The 22554-nt window shown below is 44.0% G+C and carries 17 protein-coding genes and 1 pseudogene; 16 read left to right on the top strand and 2 right to left on the bottom strand.

Annotation, left to right across the window (positions count from 1 at the left end):
* Positions 1-34 precede the first annotated feature (34 nt).
* The 4 genes from KIU71_RS11590 to KIU71_RS11575 all read left to right on the top strand — a co-directional run bounded on the left by KIU71_RS11590 (position 35) and on the right by KIU71_RS11575 (position 6787).
* Complete coding sequence (locus KIU71_RS11590; RefSeq protein WP_214131454.1) at positions 35-2356, top strand: methyl-accepting chemotaxis protein; 2322 nt, start codon at positions 35-37, stop codon at positions 2354-2356.
* 227 nt (positions 2357-2583) lie between these two features.
* Entirely contained in the window at positions 2584-3825 is a 1242-nt protein-coding gene (locus KIU71_RS11585; RefSeq protein WP_214131453.1) for an alpha/beta hydrolase family protein, read from the top strand.
* 284 nt (positions 3826-4109) lie between these two features.
* The gene (locus KIU71_RS11580; RefSeq protein ID WP_214131452.1) at positions 4110-6035 is read left to right on the top strand and encodes a M14 family zinc carboxypeptidase; all 1926 of its coding nucleotides are present in this window, start codon (positions 4110-4112) and stop codon (positions 6033-6035) included.
* 125 nt (positions 6036-6160) lie between these two features.
* Positions 6161-6787 (top strand): GNAT family N-acetyltransferase, encoded by a 627-nt coding sequence (locus KIU71_RS11575; protein ID WP_214131451.1) that lies wholly within the window; start codon positions 6161-6163, stop codon positions 6785-6787.
* 17 nt (positions 6788-6804) lie between these two features.
* On the opposite strand, the gene KIU71_RS11570 is transcribed toward KIU71_RS11575, so the two are convergent.
* On the bottom strand, positions 6805-7293 hold the full coding sequence (locus tag KIU71_RS11570) for a hypothetical protein (protein WP_250207465.1): 489 nt from the start codon (positions 7291-7293) through the stop codon (positions 6805-6807).
* 3 nt (positions 7294-7296) lie between these two features.
* Positions 7297-7395 (bottom strand): annotated as a pseudogene (locus KIU71_RS18115) (prepilin-type N-terminal cleavage/methylation domain-containing protein); the annotation flags it as partial.
* Between the two features lie 209 nt (positions 7396-7604).
* Here KIU71_RS18115 and KIU71_RS11565 point away from each other — a divergent pair.
* The 12 genes from KIU71_RS11565 (at position 7605) to arsB (ending at position 22548) form a co-directional block, all read left to right on the top strand.
* Complete coding sequence (locus KIU71_RS11565) at positions 7605-8276, top strand: hypothetical protein (RefSeq protein WP_214131449.1); 672 nt, start codon at positions 7605-7607, stop codon at positions 8274-8276.
* A 5-nt stretch (positions 8277-8281) separates the two neighbouring features.
* A complete protein-coding gene (locus KIU71_RS11560) occupies positions 8282-10618 on the top strand; it encodes an EAL domain-containing protein (protein ID WP_214131448.1) in 2337 nt (778 codons plus the stop codon).
* Positions 10619-10624: 6 nt separating this feature from the next.
* Complete coding sequence (locus KIU71_RS11555; protein WP_214131447.1) at positions 10625-11857, top strand: hypothetical protein; 1233 nt, start codon at positions 10625-10627, stop codon at positions 11855-11857.
* A gap of 302 nt (positions 11858-12159) precedes the next feature.
* Positions 12160-12657, top strand: coding sequence for an ASCH domain-containing protein (locus KIU71_RS11550; protein ID WP_214131446.1), 498 nt, complete (start codon positions 12160-12162; stop codon positions 12655-12657).
* Positions 12654-13946 carry a hypothetical protein gene (locus KIU71_RS11545; RefSeq protein ID WP_214131445.1) on the top strand — a complete coding sequence of 431 codons (1293 nt, stop codon included), beginning with the start codon at positions 12654-12656 and terminating at the stop codon, positions 13944-13946. Before KIU71_RS11550 ends, KIU71_RS11545 begins: the two co-directional genes overlap by 4 nt.
* A 335-nt stretch (positions 13947-14281) precedes the next feature.
* On the top strand, positions 14282-15421 hold the full coding sequence (locus KIU71_RS11540; RefSeq protein WP_214131444.1) for a PEP-CTERM sorting domain-containing protein: 1140 nt from the start codon (positions 14282-14284) through the stop codon (positions 15419-15421).
* Positions 15422-15492: 71 nt separating this feature from the next.
* A complete protein-coding gene (locus KIU71_RS11535) occupies positions 15493-17331 on the top strand; it encodes a tetratricopeptide repeat-containing sulfotransferase family protein (RefSeq protein WP_214131443.1) in 1839 nt (612 codons plus the stop codon).
* Positions 17324-19786 (top strand): tetratricopeptide repeat protein, encoded by a 2463-nt coding sequence (locus KIU71_RS11530; RefSeq protein ID WP_214131442.1) that lies wholly within the window; start codon positions 17324-17326, stop codon positions 19784-19786. The genes KIU71_RS11535 and KIU71_RS11530 overlap by 8 nt, the downstream gene beginning before the upstream one ends.
* 194 nt (positions 19787-19980) lie before the next feature.
* Positions 19981-20313, top strand: a complete 333-nt coding sequence (locus KIU71_RS11525) for a metalloregulator ArsR/SmtB family transcription factor (RefSeq protein ID WP_214131441.1) — start codon at positions 19981-19983, stop codon at positions 20311-20313.
* Positions 20314-20328: 15 nt separating this feature from the next.
* Positions 20329-20799, top strand: a complete 471-nt coding sequence (locus tag KIU71_RS11520) for an arsenate reductase ArsC (protein WP_214131440.1) — start codon at positions 20329-20331, stop codon at positions 20797-20799.
* Between the two features lie 3 nt (positions 20800-20802).
* Complete coding sequence (arsH, locus tag KIU71_RS11515; RefSeq protein ID WP_214131439.1) at positions 20803-21519, top strand: arsenical resistance protein ArsH; 717 nt, start codon at positions 20803-20805, stop codon at positions 21517-21519.
* Between the two features lie 9 nt (positions 21520-21528).
* Positions 21529-22548 (top strand): ACR3 family arsenite efflux transporter, encoded by a 1020-nt coding sequence (gene arsB, locus KIU71_RS11510; protein ID WP_214131438.1) that lies wholly within the window; start codon positions 21529-21531, stop codon positions 22546-22548.
* Positions 22549-22554 lie beyond the last annotated feature (6 nt).

Below are 22554 nucleotides of genomic sequence, written 5' to 3'. Positions count from 1 at the left end.
TATTATATTGACGTGGATTCGATGCACATAGCTTATGCAAATAAAAACAAAACTGATCACTGTGTGCGCTCTTTTTGCCGTGTTTCCTGTTGTTGTAAACACTCTCTTTCTGGTTTCGATAGCGCTTAATGAGACATCTAACGCGATTGAAGATGCAGTAGCAGAACAGCTTATCTCAACAGCTATCGTCAAAAGAAATCAGATAGAAGATTACTTCAAGCTGATAGATTCGCAAGTCAGGACGATGTCTTCGAGTCACATGGTCGTAGAAGCCATGAGCGGATTCAAAAATACGTTTGAGGCAATCTATCAGGGCCAAGACATTAAACGGGTTAGAGAAAATCTGTCACAGTATTATAACGAACAGTTCAATGAACAATACAAGTTATTGAACAATGGTGTAGAAGCTGGCGTACATGATTTGGTGACCCAATTTGATGATGAAACTGTCACACTTCAATACCACTACATACTTGCTAATAATCATCCGATGGGGAGTAAACACAAATTAGATGCAGCCGATGATGGTTCTGACTATAGCCGGTTGCACACGCAGTATCACCCGGAACTTCGCGAATATCTCGATGAATTTGGCTTTTATGACATTTTCCTTGTCGATAGTATTACGGGTAATATCGTCTACTCGGTGTACAAAGAAATAGATTACGCCACATCACTTCTTGATGGTCCGTACTCGAATACCGGAATTGGAAAAGCCTTTCGCGCTGTGCGCGAGTCTAGCAATGCAAACGTTGTGAGTTTAACCGACTTTGCGCCATATAAACCTTCTTACGACGCTCCCGCCTCATTTATTTCTTCGCCGATCATTAAGAATGGTCAAAACATTGGTGTATTGATTTTTCAAATGCCTATTGAGCGCATTAATGCGGTAATGACGAATAACGACAACTGGAAAGAAGTTGGTATGGGGAAGTCTGGTGAAACCTATTTAATAGGCGATGATATGACAATGCGCAGCCAAAGCAGATTTCTCATTCAAGATAAAGACGCGTACCTGAAGACTTTGCAAAACACGGGAGTAGATCTGGCAACCGTTAGAGCGATAAACGAAAAGAATACAAGTATTGGATTGCAGAAAGTTTCCAGCGACTCTGCACGGCAAGCACTAAAAGGAAATTCAGGTTTCCATATTATTGAAGGTTATCGAGGTGTGGAAGTATTATCTGCATTTACTCCGATTGACATACTTGGGTTACATTGGGGATTGATAGCTGAGATTGGGAAAGACGAGTCTCTGTCACCAACTGCAACGTTGACGAACACAATGGTCAAAATATCTGTTGGTCTTTTTCTGCTAATCGTCATTATTACCACGTTGATAGGTACGTATATCTCCTCAGGATTGATACGTCCAATCAATGCACTGAACCGGGTAATGTTGAACGTTGAAAGTAAAAACGACCTCCGATTACGAGCGGCTTGCGGACGGAGTGACGAGATCGGCAACATGTCAAAGGCGTTTAACAGTATGCTTGAGAAGTTTGAAATACTCGTTAAAAGAGTTAGTAGATCCTCGCAGCATGTCGCTGATGCTTCTACAGAAGTTTCAAGGGTTGCATTGGACAGTAGTGAAAATATCAAACAGCAATATCGGGAAACGGATCAAGTCGCGTCAGCAATGAATGAAATGGCTCGAACTTTGCGAAACGTTCTCGAAGATGCCCGTTCAGCGACAGAAGCTTCTGAAAAAGCAAAGATTGAGGCGCGCAGTGGTATTGAGGTGATTTCGTTGACTTCAAACACCATCACCCAGTTAGCCAATGCGGTTGAGAATAGCGCATCGGAACTTCACAACCTCGAGTCTCAGATAAACAGTATTGGGACAGTTCTTGATGTGATCCGGGGAGTCGCAGAGCAAACCAATTTATTAGCATTAAACGCTGCGATTGAAGCTGCCCGAGCGGGCGAGCAGGGCAGAGGGTTTGCCGTGGTTGCTGATGAAGTGAGAACGTTGGCGAGTCGAACTCAAGCTTCAACTCATGAGATTCATAAGATAATCGAAGCGCTTCAAACCGGAGCCAAGCAGTCTGTGATCGCAATGGAGGAGGGGCAGATCCAGGCGCGAAAAGGTGTCAAGCAGACGATCAGTGCCGCATCATCGCTCAATAGCGTTGCAGATGTAGTTGATCAGATTAGCGCGTTGAACATAACAATTGTAAGTTCTGCAGAACGACAGCACACTGTTGCAGAAGAGATGAATCGTAATATCATCAACATTAATCAAATTGCTGAAAAATCTGCAACGGGCTCTGCTAAAACGAATGCAGCAAGCGACGAGCTCTCAACCTTAGCATGCGAATTAAGAGCCGTACTCGAGGAATTTAAAATAAGTTAATAAAATAAGGCGTTCAATTTATGCTGAGACTGCGTATGTGTAGCGGTAATCGCCAGCCTCAAATTGAATTCAGGTTTCCTTTCGTAACCTGACATTTTAAAAAGTTGAAGTGCAGTGTTAAATGACAGGTTAAATACGCTAGCAACAATTAAGTGAGCGGCAAGGTAACTACTGAAGAAAACCGGTAACGATTAAAATTTGTATCACGTAAATTAAGGTGAAAAGGCTTGAAATTAAGAGAAAGTGTGATTGGATATTTTGTCCTTGTTGCTTCGTATGCTTTTTATAGCAATGACGCTTTAGCAGCAAGTCAGCAATGTGCGCCAGGTGTTTACGAGGTCGCTAGTGACGAATATTTAACAATAACTAAAATGCCGAGTGCGTATCAGGTGGTTAAGTCTGACGGCAGTTTTCATACTCTCAGAATAACCTCAGCTAATCACTTGTGTGATCAGGGCGCCTTTATTTTTGAAGGGAAAAAATGGGTCAAGAAACCTGCTACCACCTTAAATACAACGTTTTCTTCAGGTGGTGCAAGCTTTGCTGGGCAACTTTTACTACAACCAAACGCCAACCATGAAACACCCCTTGTGGTTTACGCTCACGGATCAGAAGACACTGGCTGGATTGAATCAGCAGTAGAACCGTACCAATTGTTTGCAAGAGGCATTTCTGTTTTTATTTTTGATAAACGGGGAACGGGCCAGTCAACAGGCACCTACACTCAAAATTTCCCGTTGTTGGCTGATGATTTAGTTGCAGCATCTAATCAAGCAAAGATGCTAGCGGATAGAAAGTTTGGGCGTTTTGGCTTAGTGGGTTTGTCACAAGGGGGGTGGGTGGCTCCGATTGCAAGCAATCGTGTGCACGCTGATTTTCTGGTTATCGGCTACGGTTTGGTAGCAGATTTCACCGAAGAAGATGCCGACCAAGTCGTGTTAGAACTCAAAGCCATGGGGGTAGACACAGATGCAATCACGGCGGCCCGCCAAATTACCGACGTTACTGCCAGAATGATCAAAACTCAGTACCGAGACGGCTTGCCTGAGCTCATCAGGCTGAAAGAGAAGTATCGGAGCGAACCTTGGCTAAATGCGATTAGGGGGAGCTATACCGGCGTACTAATTTCTACGCCACCAGAGGAGCTTTTAGAAAAGGGGATTCCTGCATTTGACTCGTTGAACGTTGACTGGAGCATTGATCCCATTGTTAATATCTTAAATGTCACTGCGCCACAATATTGGGCTTTGGCCGAAGAAGATAAAGAAGCGCCCGTCGAAAAGACCTTAGCGAGACTAATAGCGCTGAGGGCAAAAGGCAAAGACATCACCATTAGAGTCTTCCCCAACGGGGGGCATGGTATGCGGCAGCTCGACGAAAACAAGTTCGTTGCAGGATACTTGGATAGTCAAGCTGATTTCATTAAGGGAATATCCCGTGATGTATACGGAAACAGTAAACCCCACTAGGGCCTGCCCGCGTATTTGATCAGCAGACGAACACCATTCCCTGAATGAGTCTGAGACTTAATCTGATATATCTTTTTTGGAAAGTAGAGAGCTACCCATTTCAATAAAGGTGTGAAATCGACTATCAGAACAATTGGTAAGTGTCAAAATTTCACTATTAATCCTGAACCCCTGTTCGAGGTTAATGAAGTGAAAGTCTCTCAAAAAAAGAATATTTAGTGGCACTCAAGACAGCCATTCAGCGTTTTACTCAATACGATTAGCCTCCAAGTGACTTTTGAATCATGCGTTATTTCTTCACTGCCGTTCTAGGTCTAACTGTATTTTATAGCCATGCAGAAGACTTACCATTCGCCCATGTCAATTCATGCTTTGGAAATCTAGCCAGCAAAGAACAGGCTATTCACACTTTGATGAATCAGTATCCTGACGTGTTGACAGGTGAGATTGTTGGTAAGTCTCACCGCTCTCAAAATGATAATATTTTACTTTATCGTGTTTCGTCTGACTCAACGCAAAAGAGTTCGAAAGTGCTATTCCTGAGTGGGCTGCATGGCAACGAAATCGGCGCATTCAATCTCGCTTATTTTATGATGAACGATTTGGTCACTCAGTTTGGAGACAATCCTTCTATTACAGAATATTTGCGGAATACGGAAGTGTATTTTCTCCTTCATGCTAATCATGACGCCATCAAAAGAAGTGAATCCGAATTAAAACGTACTCGAAACAATCTAAACGATACCTACTGCCCATCGCCAGATTCCGTAATTGGGGTAGATTTAAACCGTAACTTTTCATTTGACTGGAGTAACGATCATGCGGTTGAAAGTGCAGATCCGTGTTCTTTAAGTTATGTAGGGCCCATGGCGAATAGTGAGAGTGAAACCATTGCGGTAAATAATGCGATGTACAAAGTTTTCAACAACTCAGACGCTCAAGCCATTTTTGTAGATATCCACTCAACGGCGGCTGCTGTTATCTATTCAGATTCGTCTGCGTTAGATAACGATATTATTTCAAGATCCAAAGACCTTGCGGATTACCTTAGCTCAGTAGGTGGGAATGGGTTTATTTCAGTTCCATCATCTTTTTTCTATGAAGCTCATGGAACATCTGCCGCACATGTTGCAGGAACGTTTGACCTACCGAGTGTCACAATAGAAATTAAAGGTAATGCTGGGGACTATTGTGAGGCGTTTATTAACGATATATACCCTTCAACAAAGCGCCAACTTGAAAGTGTTTTAACGGCTGCACAGCAGACATCGTTTATCGAGGTTATCAAGAAAATTCGCCTCAATGAGGCAACTGTCAGTGAGTCTGGTCAATTGAAGTTTGACTATTCAATTTCGGATAGTTTTGAGGGCGAACTGAGCGAGTCATACCTTGTATCTGCGGTGGATGAAGAAGGAAATGTTTTAAGTACTAACGATTTAGCGCTTGAGCCTTCTTTTGAGTTGTTGGTGCCGAAAGAAGTGCTACCCAAGGGAGTTTCCATGATTCGAGTTTTTTTGGAGAACTCTTTCGCGGAGCGGACTCTTTTACAGACTGTGGGTATTAACAACAATGAATCTCTGCATGTCTATTCTGCTCCCAAGGTTTCTCAATTGTGTGACGATAAGAAGTGCAATCTCACCATGACTATGCCCGATGGAATGCTTCCCGGAAAACTATCCTATCGGTGGTATGACATTCACCAAGTTTTAGGTTCCACTAACACATTGTCTGTCAATAAAGATGGGGAAGGCATAAAGCAATATTGGGCCGAACTGAGCGATGGCTCTTTTACTGTAACGACCGAGGTGTTAGTCAATACTAACATCATTGTACCAAGTCCCAATATTTCCGTAACGCATTCCTGTTCAGGTCTCACTTGTGAGTTCACAGCTGTAGATGAAAATGACCCCCTAACGAAAGTGTTTACTTGGTTTACTGAAACACAGCAACGATTTGACGGAGAAAATGTCGAGATCAATTTTGCGAGTAAGGGAACCCACCTCGTTACGCTCGTTGCTCACAACCCGACTGGACTAATGTCGACACTAAATTATGAAATTGAAGTGGCGGAATTAGACGAGAGTCCTCCCGCAGAAGAAGCACCTGATGATTCTTCGGATAGCAATCCGTTGTCAGGGGGTGGGGTTTCAGCTTATTTATTGCTCTTACTATTTGTCAGTTATCTTGGTCGATGGCGTTTAAAAAAGTAAGTAGTGAATGCGTCGCGGCTCTCTCGTAGAGGAAAGAAGGTGAGAAACTCTCCAGACGTGAATTTTGCAAGCGCTTCTCGACGCATAAGATTTTAATCGCATCCATATTTACAGGGCAGTCCAACATGGAAAGCAAGCATACTAAATCCCTAAAGATTCAAAATTGGACATTGCAAGAGAGTGTCGGCGAAGAACATACCGGCACCTATTTATCTCCACTTGTGTCGGCATTTATCCTTGATCCTGTCATTCGCTGGATGTATCCGCAACCTGAAGACTATTTAAAACATTTCCCTCGCTTTCTACGCGCGTTTGCAGGGCCCGCGTTTGAGCGGGGGACGGTCGCATTACATGCTACTGAAAAGGCCAGTGCTCTTTGGCTTCCCCCCGGTGCCGTACCTGATGAACAGGAGCTCGAAAGGGTGTTAATCGAGACCGTCGCTGAACACAAGCAAGCTGACTTGGTGAAAGTTCTAGAGGACATGGATGAGGCTCACCCGAAATGTGATCATTGGTACCTTCCATGGTTGGGCACTGACGCAAATGCTCAAGGTTCTGGATACGGTTCAGAACTGTTAAAGCGATGCCTTGAAATAGTCGACAAGGACGCCCTTCCTGCATATTTGGAGACGCCCAACCCTCGAACGATTCCTTTTTACAGGCTGCATGGTTTCCATGTGGTTGGTGGCACCCAACATGGCACATGTCCGCTGGTTACCTTTATGGAGCGACCTGCGAAAAAGCAAAATTAGGTTGTCGTATTAGTGGATCAACAACCGCTTTCTACTACGTCTATTTCCATGTACTCAAACACGCCGTCAGAGTCGAGCTTAAAGCCGTAATAGGCAAAGCACCTGTCTGATAACGAGGTTCCCTTTGGAAAGAAAAAGATGCCATACGCGCCATATTTACCTTCGAAAACTCTATCCATCCGTAAGAAATCAATGACACATATCGGCTGACGAGAACATACAACCTGTTGCGAGCCAGTCCCACTGCCAATGTGCTCTACATCAATATCTAATAGGTGTTCAAATCCATTAAGCCACAGTTCTCGAGGAACACCATTGTTGTAGACAGTCAATGCATTTCCATTGATGTCAACAACTCCTCCATTAGGGCCAGTCTTTCTCACATTAAACTGCCCTTGCAGCATGGAAACTGCTTGCACATTTGTGACCGCTGTCGAAAGCGCACCTTTGATCCCTTGTAAAGTTGCGACTTTTGCGTCGCTACTGAAATTTATGAACTTTGGCAAAGCGACACTCGATAAAATGCCAATCAGAACAATCGTTGCGATAAGTTCTACTAGCGTAAAACCTTGGTTTAAAGGGATGTGTCTCTGTTGGAGGTTTACCATAACTGCTCGGATATTATTCTTTATTTCTTTAACGAAAGTCAGTTGATATCTGTGACATGGATCAGACTGTTGACAAGTGTATGGTCTTAACAGGTTTAATAAGTTTGCCTCAGCGGGTTGAAAGACTGGCGCAAAAAAGTTGCAGTTTTTTCTGTGACTTTTCGTTTAGTACATTAGATAACATAGCCGCGTGTTTGAGCGTAACGAATATGAATCTTCAAACCAAGTTAACAAGATTGGCCTATCTTCTGACCATATACAGTTTTTGCACTACATTAGCAGCACAACCTTTTGAGACGGTCGTCATCGATCCTGATGGGCTGCCTGTTCCAGATATGGTTGTCTATATGGTAACGCATAGCAAGCATGAAGGAATTGAATCTAATGTTACACAGGAATTGGTTGAACAGAAAAACAAATCATTTTTTCCGTTTGTCAATGTACTTCAAAAAGGGCAGTCGATCAGGTTTGAAAACACGGATGACATTACCCATCACGTCTACTCAGTGGCTGGCAACAACCGTTTTGAGTTTAAGCTGAGAGGTGGCGAGCAATATGTTACTCAGCCTCTTCAGCATCCGGAAGAAGTTGCCATGGGATGTAACATTCACGACTGGATGAGTGGATTTGCGTTAGTCGTAGATACGCCGTTCTTTGGAAAAACCGATGTTGATGGCAAGGTCAATTTCGATTTGCCAGCAAGCGGCACGTACACGGCATTTGTCTGGCATCCTCAACTCGAGGTGACCGGCAATCGCTTGTCGAAAACAATCATTTTAGACAATAAGTTGGCTTCTTTAATTTTTCAATTACCTCAAAAGATAAAGCCCGCTTCACAACAATCGAATTCTAGTGAGTTTGAGTTCTTAGAAGATTATTAGTCGATATGCCAATAATGAAGATTCGCAGTCTAGAAACAAAGATTCTCATTCTATTCATCATTCTTTTGTTTGTAGTCCAGGGGGTATCTTTCTATTCGACTTACCTTGCTAGCCAAGAGTTAGAAAATACACATCTAAGCAATCGGATCGCCAACGCTGAAGATGTGTCTCAAACACAATTCCGTAATCGCCATTATTATTTGTCGGCTTTCGCAGAAACCGTTGCAAAGGATTACGGTTTGAAGACTGTCCTTAACGAAGATATCAGGAGCGTTTTAGTTGCACTCAATAATCATCGAGAAAGAATACAAGGTGATTTAGCGTTAGCAATAGACCAAGATGGCAATGTTATCGCACAGCTAATGACATATGATGATAAAAACCAGCAAAAAAAAGTGAGAGTAGGAAAGGTTAGTGAGCGAGAAGCAGTTCAGGCAAATCTTGAACTGTCAGGCAGTGGTTCTCAATTAATTTCACTGAACGAAACGCTTTATCAAGTCGGATTATCACCCATTCAGAATGGCGCTCGCACAATAGGTTGGTTGGGGTTTGGTTACTTAATTGATAAAAGTCTAGCAAATGAGCTCGCACACTTAACTGGTGTAGAGGTCGCGTTTATTTCGGAGCGGGGCGATACACTCACGATAACCTCTAGTTCACTTAGCGAGCGTTACCCATCAAATAGTCCATTCTACAAATCGTTAGTGTTTGGCACTAATTCCAATTTTATCCACCGCCAAGTAACGATAGGTGAAATTGATGATCTCCCGGTCACGGCTTTACTTTTTGCGTCTAAAGCTGATGTATTGGCCTCCGTTGGAAATCAGTGGCAACGATTGTTTCTGGTCATTTCGCTTACGCTGACACTGTCTGTATTTGGCGCACTGTTTATTTCAAAATCAATTACAAGCCCAATCCGTAAGCTGATTGTTCAAGTGAGAAACGTTACGGAAGGCAATTATTGCGAAAATGTCGTTGTTCAAAGTAGTGACGAGTTAGAAAAGCTTTCAAACGACTTTAATACAATGACTAAAGCTATCGTTTTACGTGAGGAAACAATAAAATTTCAAGCATTTCATGATCCTCTGACGCATTTACCAAATCGAAATGCATTGATTGACGAAATTGAAATTCTTGAAAAAACGCATGATGATTTTGTCGTCATTCAGCTGTGCTTTTTAAACGCCGATGAGATTGCAGACACACTTGGTTATGACATTGCCGATAAAGTGATTCAACACGTAGCAAACCGAATTTCCGTAAGCACATTTTCTGACTCCAAGTTTCATTTAGGAGGAGAAAACTTTGTGTTAATTGTCAGAACGAACAACATTGAACCAATAATCAGCTCGCTTTTAGCCGAACTGAACGAGCACTGTCAATTCAATGGAGTGACGTTACACCTACAATTCGTTGCTGGCTTAGCGATAGCGAGTTTAACTCTTCGCACAAATTTTATCGAATTGTTGCAAAAAGCAAACGTTGCCATGCATTACGCAAAGAAGCATAAAAAACATTTTCAAATCTACGATCCAAGTTTTGACGCAAACGCTTTAGAACGATTGTATCTAATGAGCCATTTGAAAAAGGCCATTGACAATAACGAGCTTGTTCTGTTCTACCAGCCAAAGTTAGATTTGAAATCCATGCGAATATTTGGGGCAGAGGCGCTTGTCCGATGGGAGAGTCCTGAGAAAGGGTTAATTCCACCCGATTCGTTTATTAACATCGCAGAAAAAACCGGGCAAATGGCTGCGCTAACGCGCTGGGTGACAGCCAGAGCGATATCGCAGTATGAGGAGTGGGTAACTGAAGGAATCGTTCTTAACATTGCGATTAATATTTCACCCGAAAACATTCTTGACGTAACTTACTGTGATTATCTATTAGATTTAAAATTAAAACACAACCTGCCAGATTCAGTCATTTCATTGGAAATTACCGAAGAAGCTATTGTAGAAAAACCCGACATTGCGATACAACAACTGACCCGCCTTCGTGAATCAGGATTTACTATTTCAATTGATGACTATGGGACCGGGTATTCATCTCTGGGCCAGCTTAAGCTTCTTCCTGTACAGGAATTAAAAATAGATCGTTCTTTTGTGCAACGTCTTGCAAGCGATGAGAGCGACAAAATTATCGTCAACTCTACATTGGAACTGGCTCGCAATTTGCGGCTTTCAGTTGTTGCCGAAGGCGTCGAAGACCAAGCCACTCTTCAATGGCTGACGGATGCTAAGTGCGACTTTGCTCAAGGCTATTTTATTAGTAAACCTTTGCCCCACGATGAAATATCTACTTGGTTGGATGGCTCTCCTTATGCGCCTAGCCGGTTGTAAAGCACTATGCACAAATACGTAATAAGCTTTGGATTGTTGTCACTGGCGTTAAGCGCAAATGGTACAGAGCAGTCTATAAAAGGAATCATTGATGTCAGGTTATCTTCAGTAGTTAACAGCGGTAAAAGCTATATTTCTGGGGGGTATGGAAAGTTTAATCATCCTGAAGGATTGAATTTCTCATTGGAGCAACTGGGTGTTCACTACGCGATTGACTTCACGTCTCAATGGTCGGCCAATGTTGTCGCAAATGCATCCACCGAAAACGGATTAGGTCAAATTGGAGTGTCTGAAGCATACGCCCAGTATAAGTGGGTGCCAAGTGTGAATGGTATTCGTGTAACAGCAAAAATGGGTTTGTATTATCCGAAAATCAGTATCGAGAATGTCTCAATAGCGTGGTCAACGCCCTACACTCTCACTTCAAGTGGAATAAACAATTGGGTGGGAGAGGAGTTACGCAATACTGGTTTCAATATCAGCGTTGAGAAATTAGGAAAATTTCACCAGTCAGAACACAACTTTGCGTTGAGTATCGACATTTTTCAGAATAATGATACCGCCGGAGCGATGTTAGCGTGGCATGGTTGGACAGTTGGAAATCAACAGTCTTTGATTCATCAAAAACTGCCCATTCAACAGTTTTCTGCTCGTGATCGGGAACTCGCATTTCAAGCTGAACTTTCCGACCCGTTCATTGAATTGGATAATAGGTGGGGGGGGCATATCAGTGGTGACTGGAGCTATCGGCGAAGGTTGTCTGTAACATTGGGTGTCTATGACAATAATGCGGAACGCGGCATCGTTAAAAATGGCCAATACACATGGGATACCGCTTTTCTACACTCAGCTATTAAATTTCGAATAAGCGAGCAATGGGAAATTCTAGCTCAGTTCATGCAGGGCCAAACGACAATGACATCGCCAAAAAATTTAGATCTGGTTGACAACAAATTCTCCAATCATTTTTTACTGGCAAGAAGATGGTGGGACCAGCATCAAGTTGCGATCAGGTTGGAGAAATTTAAGGTCGAAGATTTGGATGAAATTGTAGGTGATAATAACGATGAGCAAGGGCGTGCATTATCAATTTCATATCGTTACAAAATAAATCGAAATGTCTTTCTGTTAGCTGAATACTCAGTTATCCACAGCGATCGATGGTCGAGAACGTATAACGAACTTCCTAGCAAACTGACTGAACAACAGTACCAAATTGGAACGCGTTACTACTTTTGAGTCGGCGGTTCTTGTTACAGGATATGAAGTCTTGAGAGCGCACACGCCCTATCAGAGACACAATCGGGTACAGCCGTTGAGGTGTATCAAAGTGGTATTAAAAGTTTAGAACTCTATAAATCGATGAAAAATATAGTCTGGAAAAACCTTTTACAGGCTTTGAAGCAGTTTGTCGAAACCGGTGATAAGAATGATCTGCACGGCAAAAGTACACCGCGTCAATACAGATAAAGTCCAGTTCTCGTGTCGTAAAATCATCACACTTTACGTTTACGCTTTAGGTTTACCAAGTTTGCAAGAACATGAAATATTTAACCGACGCACCTCAAGCCGTATTGGATTTTTGGCAGGATTTTTTAAGCACCAAGACTGGACAAGATGAATCGTTTACGACTCGTTTCTATGAATGGTTTCATTTTGACGACAATGAAGAAGACGCGATGAAGTGGGCGGCGATGGCTCTGGCGGGTCGAAAAAGAGGAACAGCCAGCCTTTTGGATAGTTATATTTACTTCTCAAAGCCGCTGCCAAATGTAGGCAGCCTAAGCATTGTAACTGACTGGCACAGTAACCCGATAGCTATCATTGAAACAACTAACATTGATATTCAGACGTTTGCCAATGTAAGTGAAGAATTTGCCATGATAGAGGGTGAGGGTGATGGAACACTCCAGTGGTGGCGAAAATCTCACTGGCGATACTTTCAAAACGAGGCAAAGTCATTCGGATTTGAGTTTTCACATTCAACAAAGATCGTTTGTGAACAGTTCAAAGTAATTTTTAAAAGGGGATTGTTTTGAAATACATTCTAATCTTAATTTTGTTAACTGGTAGTATCGGAGCGGTGAATGCAAGAATGTCACCGGTAGAAACGACTCTGCAAAAGCGGGCGGACAACTCGTGGTTACTTTCATATTCATTAGATATCCCTGTGTTCAGGTTAGGGTTCGCAAGGAATCCCGATGATTCCCGTATGACAAGGTGGAAACCTGTAGATGAACAATTTGAAATTGTAGTAAACAATAACAAGGAGTATTTACAAAAGAAAAATGGTCGTTCATTTTCTAACGCGAGTGTCCATTTAACTCCAACCTACAAGCATCTCGTCAACGACTATGCGCCGTTTTCCCCATATTCAGACGGGGGAACTCTAGTATACACTGGTCGCTTGTTCGCGTGCGATTCTGAGTGCGGTGAGGATGTAGACCTCTGGAAGATCACCGTTGAGGTGCCACCTGAAGACTTGATAATTGTAAATGGTGATATCTTATCCTCCAGTGCAACCTGGTTGGATGGCAACAGTGGTCAAAATATTTACATTGGTTTGCAAGAGCCAATTGAAACATCCAATGTAGTTACCGTTATTGATCGCAAACTACCAGATGTAATACAGGATTTATTACGAACAGAAATTCCTCGTTTGATGAATTTTTTTGAAAATAAGCTAGGCAAAATTTCTGGAACGAAACCGATGCTGTTTGCCTCTTATGCGAATGTGAAGGGTAGTTCGTCTCAAGGCGGCACTTTACCAAATCAAATCTTTATCCACTGGAACCTAAATAATTTTCAAGAGCGGATTAATGATCCGAATTTCGTGTATGACATAATCTGGTTTTTTGCTCATGAAGTAGCACATTTGTATCAAGAAAGTGATGGAACAAGCTTGTTCGGTACTAGTTCGGCTCTGTGGATTCACGAAGGAAACGCCGAGTGGTTAGCGTTGAAAGCACTAACAGCGATTTATCCAGAAATAGAAAAATATTCTTCTCAGAAAGTAAACAGGTACATCAACGAATGTAGCAAGGGGTTGGAGTCAACGACACTCTTTAATGCAGTTAGTGTCGGTCGCTCAGATCTCCACTATAAATGCGGTTTAGCTATACACAAAGCGATAGACGAAACTCTCGGAAATGATCGTGAAAGAGATATTTTTACTTTTTGGATAGAATATCGAAATAGAATTAGAAACGGCAAGGAAAAAGGCATGAACACATTTCTGGACGTAGTTGAAAACTGGGCATCACTGTCTTTACGACAAGAAATCGACCAAGTAATTCACGCGCACACAGAGCGTTCCGTGATTTTATGAAATACGACTGCCGCAGCAACAGTGTCCACAACAATTAGAGAAAAGGAGAGTATCGTCAGGCCAAAAGTGGTTTGCTCACTAATATAGGACTATTTTGCTTGGTTGAAGCAAAGCATTAAGCCTATCTTAATCTTCAGGATATTTAGATATGTGATAATACACATGTTTGTGTCAGCTTTTTTTACACACTTATAAGCGAAAAAATATAAATCCTTAAAAATCATACTGATAGATTTTGGCACAATTTACGCTTGCTGGTCAAAAAATGATCTTTGATTCATTTTGCTACCGCCGTAAGTGTAGCTAACACAAAACTACAGTGTAAGGATTTAAAGATGGACTTAAAATTAACCAATAAAAAAAGTTTACTGGTAGCCACGGCGGTAGTTTCAGCCTTGACTGCATCAACCGCAAATGCAACGCACTTTCGCGGCGCGGCAATAGTGCCAAGCGTTGATGCCTCCGGCGTGTTGACTGTTTCCGCAAAATCGTTCTGGCGTCGTCAGGATGGAACGTCGGCAGGCCAGTTTCCGCACAGTGGTATAGGCAGTCTTTCTGTCGATGGTGGCGTAGGAACCATTACGGACATTTCTATCGCACAAGATGTATCAGATACGCGTCGTGCTGAGATCAATGAAGTTTTCAGCGCACAATTGCCAGGCGCTGGTTTATATACTATCTCATGGAGTGGTACTAGTTGGGTTGGTGGCGTTCCTAACGCTGGTGGCGGTTACGGTACTACCTCGACGATATTTTGGGATGGGCAGACAGCCAATACCCCAATACAGTTCGATTTGGAAAACATCCAACAGCAAGTTGTCGATGGCGTCGCTTATTCAGACAACTTAGACGCCATTGGCAGTGGTTTAGTTTACGATGACTCGTTCCTCTCTAGAGGCTTGTCGCGTCAAGCGACCGGTTTCAGCATCGATGCATCTGGGCAGATCGACATAGATGCGGCTTCCATAGGCACTTATCCAAATACCAACTCAACAGGGTCTGACCAAGCGTTTAGCGGTAAAATAACATCAGACGATGACAGCTCTATTGAGTTCGTTTGGTTGTTCGATAAGGTCACTACCGCGAGTAACTTAGCACCGCAAATTACGGATGTGGTTATCAATGCGTTAGTCGGTGATACAATCAATGAAACCTTAGTTGTTACGGACCCTGATTTAGACCCAATAACGACGAGTTTTATTTCCTTTATAGACACGAATGGTGCGGTAAGTGGTAGCAGTTTCAACCCCGCAACGCTGCAGTTTAATTGGGATTCAACCGGGTTTGGCGTAGGTACCTACATTGCGACGTTTGGCGCATCAGATGGTTCACTAACCGATCAAGGCACAGTGACGATCAATCTCGCTAACCGTCCCAATAGTAACCCATCCGTGAACGAGCCTGGCACATTGGCTATTGTCGGCGCGGGTTTACTCGGTTTAGCCGGTCTTCGTCGTAAGCGTAAAGCAAAGTAAATTAGTGGCTTGTATTGTAAAAAAAGGTGGCAGTGTGCTGCCTTTTTTTCATTGAAGCGCCGTCAGTCATTATGAATTGCACCCATTGTGGCAACGAAAAGCGTTACAGCCAATGCTGCGGCTTAAAAGTCTCCAGCAAAGCGTGGACCGGCGTAGCCAAAAAGATCGTCGTTCAAAACGCGCTGGATCATCTGCAAAATGCCGTGCAAGCAGGTAATGCAGTCCTTGCAAATAAGCTGATTACCACACTTCAGAGTAAATGCACTGGCAATAACCGACTGACTTATTTACAGGGTTTACACGCATGGCAAGGCGGCAATGTTCCGCAAGCCTACGCATTAGTAAAACAGGCTTTTCTGCGGAATTACACACCGCAACAACTGGTTGTTAACTTAGCGAAACTCGCTTCGTTAAAGGATGACCACCCATTCGCATTGGCATTGGCAAGTAGATTTATTGACCCATTAAATGCCCAGCCTGCACTACTTCGTGTGGCTTTTGATATTGCGGATGCTGCCAACAATGACGAGTTACGATTTAAATACGCAAAATTGTTGATCCAACATCAGCCGCATGATCGAGTGAATTGGCTCAACCTAATTCACGCGTCTGACAACACGGAGGGTCCAGCAAGTGCAATCTTTTGGTGCTCGGAAGCGCTAGCGGTATTCAGCCAAGACGCAATTTTTCACTTCACACTAGCGTCTTTGCTTGAACGCACTAATCAAGTGTCAGCGGCTCAAGATGCAGTGTTTAAAGGATCCGCATTATCGGAAGACGATACCTTGGGCTTAATCGTGCAATCCCGCTTATTTCGACGGGGTCAACGATATGAAGACGCGTTAGCCTGTATAGAACGCTGTAATCTCAGTGCACTTTCACCCGACGTACTTGAAACCTATCACGCTGAGTGCGTGCTTGTTTACCGCGCGATAAATCAAATTAAACAGGCGCTGTCACATGCAAATCAAATGCACAATGTCAGGCCAGTGGGCAACTATCAGCACCAGTCACAATCGGTAGAAGAGTACCTGGCCGCCGTTGAAAAATTCGATGATGAAGCGCTCATGCCTCTCCGAGACTCAGAAACTGAGTTATCACCGTTGTTTATTATTGGCTTTCCTCGCTGTGGTAGTACATTGCTTGAGAAACTCTTGTTTAACCATTACGACACGATCCAGACTGATGAATGTGTTGCTATTGAACGTGCTGAGCAGTGTTTCGCAAAACATGTTGGTTGCCCGTGGTGGCTCGCGTCGCAATCTACTATTACTGACGACTTGAGAAACTCATTACATGCTGAATTGAGTCATTGGTATCATGCCTCACAGAAATCTAGTATGCATGCAAACACAGTAGACAAAGGCGACACACTGGGCCCGCTAATTGATAAGAACCTGACTAATATTACTCGCCTCCCGCTGGTCTCCGCGTTGTTTCCTGAAGCGCCAATCATCAAGATGTGTCGGCATCCTTTAGACACGGTAATTTCTTGCTTTCTTAATAAGTTTATTCCTACTCAATCATGGCACAGCGATATAGAACGCGTCGCTGCACACTATGTCAGGGTTCATAATCACTGGCATAAAATAAAGCAACGTCTCAAAAATCCGTTTATTGAACTTGTCTACGAAGATGTCGCAGAGAGCGGCGGCCTAACCGATGTCTGCTTGCAGTTTACTGATCAACACTGGCAAGCGGTAAAACGCCGCACGAACTTCGAAATAGCAACCCCATTTACAACAAGAACAGCGTCATACTCGCAAGTGGAAAAACCCGTTGATCAAGCTAGTATTCAATTTGGTCAACCCTATATTGAACACATTCCAGATTCGATTCTGACGCTACTTCAGCCTTGCATAGATGATTGGAAGGCCCTAAGGGCAATCAAAGGAGAAGCACATGCCTAGTACACTTATTTCGCATTTTCGTGGTGGATTGTTGTTAACCGCAATGACGTCTATTTTGATGCTGCTCTCGATGAGTGCTAAGGCGTCGATTGTGACAGAGACGCCCGAGCAGCTTTATTCCCTGTCTGAATCTGAGTTGTTTCGCATGTTACAGCAGCAAAATATGACATTTAATGGAATGAATTTCGATGAATTGTCGATGCCACTTGGACTCAAGCAACAAGTCGGTGACGAAAAAGCATTAGCATTTATCGGTCAGCTTTTAAGCGCAGGCGACAGCCGGGGTCCGACAGCGCTAGCGAATTATATACAGCGTTATCCTAATGATTTACTCGGCTTTCATCTGGCGGCTACTGAACTCATCAAGCAGAAAAAATTCAAAGAAGCTGAATTAACCCTGGAAAAAATACTCCGCGAGTACCCTGATTATCATTCAGCGACAAATTTACTCGGTTTAATTCGTATTTCACAACAACAGTATAGCTTGGCCGCACAGCTGTTTGCGCGCGTGCTGCTGCGTGACGAAAAGCCCAATGGAATGGCGGCACGCTACATGGCTTGGCTGGGTATGCGTCAAGGTAACGTATCACAGGCGGAAACAGCATTACGGATGACGATGGCCAATATGCCGCAACCCATCACGTCGGCATCGCCATTATTGCTAGAGCTTGCCGAACTACTGCGTCGCCAAGAGAAACACGCTGAAGTTGTAGAGCTATTAGCAAATGTTGATAGTAGCGCAACCGACGATCCTATTGCGTTGGAGGCGCTATCACGTCGCTTTGAAGCGGCAACGAACGCTGGCTTCACTGAGCAAGCGGACTTGTTCTTGCAGCCTTTGAAAAGTACACCAGCGATTGAATCATTCCCAGTCATCATGGGGCAGGCTCGGTTGCAATCACAGAAAAATAACACGCAACAAGCGTTGAGCTTCATTGAAAAAGCAAAAGCTCAGAGTAAAGGTTTTGAAGCCGTACGATTGCTTGAAAAGGCAAAAATTCTAGCGGTTGCGCAGCAAAAAGATGACGCACAAAGGGTGTTAGAGCGCTATCTTACCATCGACGACGAAACGACATTAATTCAATGGAAAAATTACGCCGAACTTATGATAATGCTCGGCAAAGGCAATGTCGCCATTTCCAAAATCAACAATGCAATTACTGAGTCAGATTCGGTAGACCTTAGGCTCTTGCTCATCGACTCGCTCGTTAACGCCGGCGATGTGTCGGGCGGTACCCGAGAATTAGATAAACTGCTAGCACAACGACCTAATTTATCTCCCGCTTTATACCGCAAAGGCATTATCCAATTTGACCTTGGTGACAATGATGCGGCAGCTACATCATTTCGTTCGGCAGTAAAAAATACACCGCAGGATATTGCCGCTTGGTTAGCTTTGTTTGGTGCCTTGCATGATCACCGAGTTCACAATCATGCTGCTGGTATGGCGGCAGCCGATCACAAAGACCTAATGCCATTGTTTGATGAGGCGTTGGCTGCAAACCCTAACTCTGCATTACTTTATTACGAAAAAGGTCTTACCGCTTATTCGGGTAGCGAACTCGCTATTGCCAAAGCTGCGTTTGATCAAGCCGTGGTCATCGCACCTTTTGATGTACCCGCATTGGCAATGGCATCCATCGTGCGATCTGATATTGATGAAAAGGGCCCAGAAAGTTTGGCACTGGCTCAGCGTGGTGAACGCCTCGCCCCAACAAATCCTGCAGTGCTCGATGCCGTAGGCTGGGCGTTGGTCCAAAGTCAACGAATAGATGACGCGATAATTTACTTAGACCGCGCACTTGAAATTATGCCAAACGACGAAGCTGTTTTGGCTCATTTGGCAAAAGCATATAGGATCAAGGGTGATACAGTTAAGAGCCTTGAATATGTTTATGCCGCGCTAAAAGGAACTTTACCTGACCATATTGATAGCCATTTACGGCAGCAGCTTGTGACTCTCAAGCCGCTAGACGAGCTGCAGTTGAAGGTTAGTTTAATCAATGCCTTTGGCGTTGCTGACACGATTGGTAACATCACAATTACTGAAATTTCAGATGGCGTGCTGGTTAACGCCAATGTGGAGGGATTGCCAACTGGCCTGAATGGATTGCATTTTCATGAGAAGCCGAGCTGCGAAGCGGCTATCGTTGATGGGCAACGTATGGCAGGACATGCAGCGGGGGGCCACTACGGCCATGGCCATATGATGGATATGGGTGCAATGGATATGGGCAACATGTCCGCTGCCGATCATGCAATGCATATGAAAATGATGAAGCCTAAAGGAGATTTACCCCCTTTACCCATTGGCTGTGATGGTAGAGCTAGTGACACGGTTAAGGGTGTCGATCTGACCATCGCAGAACTGAGAGGTCGCTCCCTAATGATTCATGAAGGTCCTGACGTAGACGGAGTTTCTGGGCCAAAGATTGCGTGCGCCGTAATTCCATAATTGCGGCTTGTGATATAGGGGGCTAAAAGACGAGATCCGAATTACACGTCCGTTCTCAAATTGACCGCAAACATTGAATTGGTATTAGTGTTAATAGATGCATAACATGAGAGGGTTATCTGCTTTAAAACCCTTTGACATGTGAAAATTCATATATATCATAGTTCACATATGTTTAATTTCACATATGAACTATGAACCCATTACAGTTTTTTAAATGCATGTCTGATGACACCAGATTAAAGTCAGTTCTGATAGTCAATCAACTCAATGAGGCTTGCGTGTGTGACCTGATGGCCGCGCTTGAACTTGACCAGCCGAAAGTTTCCCGCCATCTAGCTGAGCTGCGTAAATGTAATATTTTGCAGGACGAACGGCGAGGGAAGTGGGTGTATTACCAACTTCATAAGCAGTTACCCGATTGGGCCAAAGCGGTTATCAGCCAGACGGCTGAGTGCAACAGCGGCTATTTCGCAGCTTCTCTTGCAAACTTGAACGCTTTCAAACAACAAGCTTCATCCTGCTGATTATAAGGATCCTATATGAAAATTCTGTATATCTGCACGCACAACCGTTGCAGAAGTATCTTATCGGAAGCCATTACAAACCATGTTGCTGGCGACCGAATTGTTGCTAGAAGCGCCGGAAGTCAGCCGGCCGGCGTTGTTCATCCGCTTTCTATCCAATATCTAACAGAGGCCAGCATTTCGGTTGACGGGCTGCAAAGTCAATCATGGGATGAGTTTGAGGATTTCAAACCTGACGTGGTTGTCACAGTTTGTGACGCTGTCGCCGGAGAAGCCTGCCCGGTATGGTTCGGCAACTCTGTTAAAGTCCATTGGGCCTTGTCTGATCCGTCCAAAATCGAAGGGAGAGAGGAAGAAAAAGCTGCAGGCTTCCAAACATGTATCACCCAAATTACTGAGCGGGTGAATAAGTTAATATCACTCGCCGAGAAAAACCTTGCGCCAGCCGAACTAAAATCCCAACTCGCTAAATTAGGAGCGCAGTAAGCAATGAGTCAGGACGTGACCCTCCCGAATATCGATGAAGCTCAGTTTGATATTCCAACCTTTGATAAGTGTCAGAGCGCACAAACTGACCACGCACCGCGGATCCTTCTGCTATACGGCTCTTTGCGCAAGCGCTCATTCAGCCGCTTAGTGGTTGAAGAGTGCGCTCGTTTGCTGTCACGCATGGGGGCAGAGGCAAAAGTGTTTAACCCCGAAGGAATGCCACAAACCGATACGGACGATGAAAATCACCCCAAGGTAAAAGAGTTGAGAGAACTTATGATGTGGTCAGAAGGGCAGGTGTGGTGCTCGCCCGAACGTCACGGCTCAATGACCAGTACATTTAAAAGTCAGATTGATTGGGTGCCTCTTAGCCTGGGTGCCGTGCGCCCTACGCAGGGGAAAACGCTTGCTGTCATGCAGGTTTGTGGCGGCTCACAGTCGTTCAATGTCGTTAACCAGTTACGTGTTCTTGGTCGCTGGATGCGCATGGTCACTATCCCAAACCAATCCAGCGTAGCAAAAGCGTTTCTTGAGTTTGACGACAATAATAGGATGAAGCGTTCTTCTTACTACAATCGCATTGTGGATGTGATGGAAGAGCTGATGAAGTTCACTTTATTACTAAGAACCAACAAAGACTACTTTGTAGACAGATATTCTGAACGTGTTGAGTCGGCTGAGCAGCTAACCCAACGTGTCAATCAGCGTAAAGTTTAAGGCGGATTTATGGGTTTATTTGAACGCTATTTATCGGTATGGGTGGGAATTGCCATTGTCGTTGGGATCTCCCTTGGGAGTATTGTGCCTGATGCGTTCGCTGTGATTGCCGGTATTGAATATGCGCACGTCAATTTAGTGATCGCGGTACTTATCTGGTTGATGATTTACCCCATGATGGTGCAGATTGATTTTTCCTCGCTAAAAGACGTGGGTAAGAAACCCAAAGGTCTAGCTCTCACATTGGTGATCAACTGGTTAATCAAGCCTTTCACAATGGCGTTTCTAGGTTGGCTGTTCTTTAAAGGGTTGTTTGCTGACTGGGTTGACCCGCAAACGGCAACTGAATACATCGCAGGGATGATTTTGCTTGGCGTTGCGCCTTGTACGGCTATGGTATTTGTCTGGAGCCAGCTCACCAAAGGTGATGCCAATTACACGTTGGTACAGGTATCAATCAACGACATCATCATGATTTTTGCGTTTGCACCGATTGCTGGAATGCTATTGGGTGTGACGGATATTACCGTACCCTGGGACACGTTATTTCTGTCAGTGATATTGTATGTGCTACTTCCTCTTGTTGCAGGAGCAGTAACCCGTAAAAAACTGGATTCAGGGGGTGATCCTTCACGGCTGAACCAGTTTTTAACTAACATGAAGCCTTGGTCGATTGTCGGCTTACTAGCAACCGTGGCTTTACTGTTTGGGTTTCAGTCAGAAACAATATTAGCTAAGCCTCAGGCAATTGTGCTGATTGCTATCCCGTTGCTGATTCAAACCTATGGTATCTTCGCCATCGCTTATTTCATGGCAAAACAAATGAGATTGCCTCATAACGTTGCCGCACCGGCGTGTATGATTGGCACATCAAATTTCTTTGAGTTGGCGGTTGCCGTGGCGATTTCTGTGTTTGGGCTGCATTCAGGCGCTGCGCTAGCGACTGTCGTGGGAGTGTTGGTTGAGGTACCCGTCATGCTGTCGCTGGTATGGTTTGCAAATCGCACACGTCATTGGTTTGTAGAATAAACCTAT

The sequence above is a fragment of the Alteromonas oceanisediminis genome (genome assembly GCF_018474025.1).
Lineage (GTDB): Bacteria > Pseudomonadota > Gammaproteobacteria > Enterobacterales > Alteromonadaceae > Alteromonas_E > Alteromonas_E oceanisediminis.
Note: the sequence above shows the minus strand (reverse complement) of the source record. Positions and strands in the feature narration are given on the sequence as shown.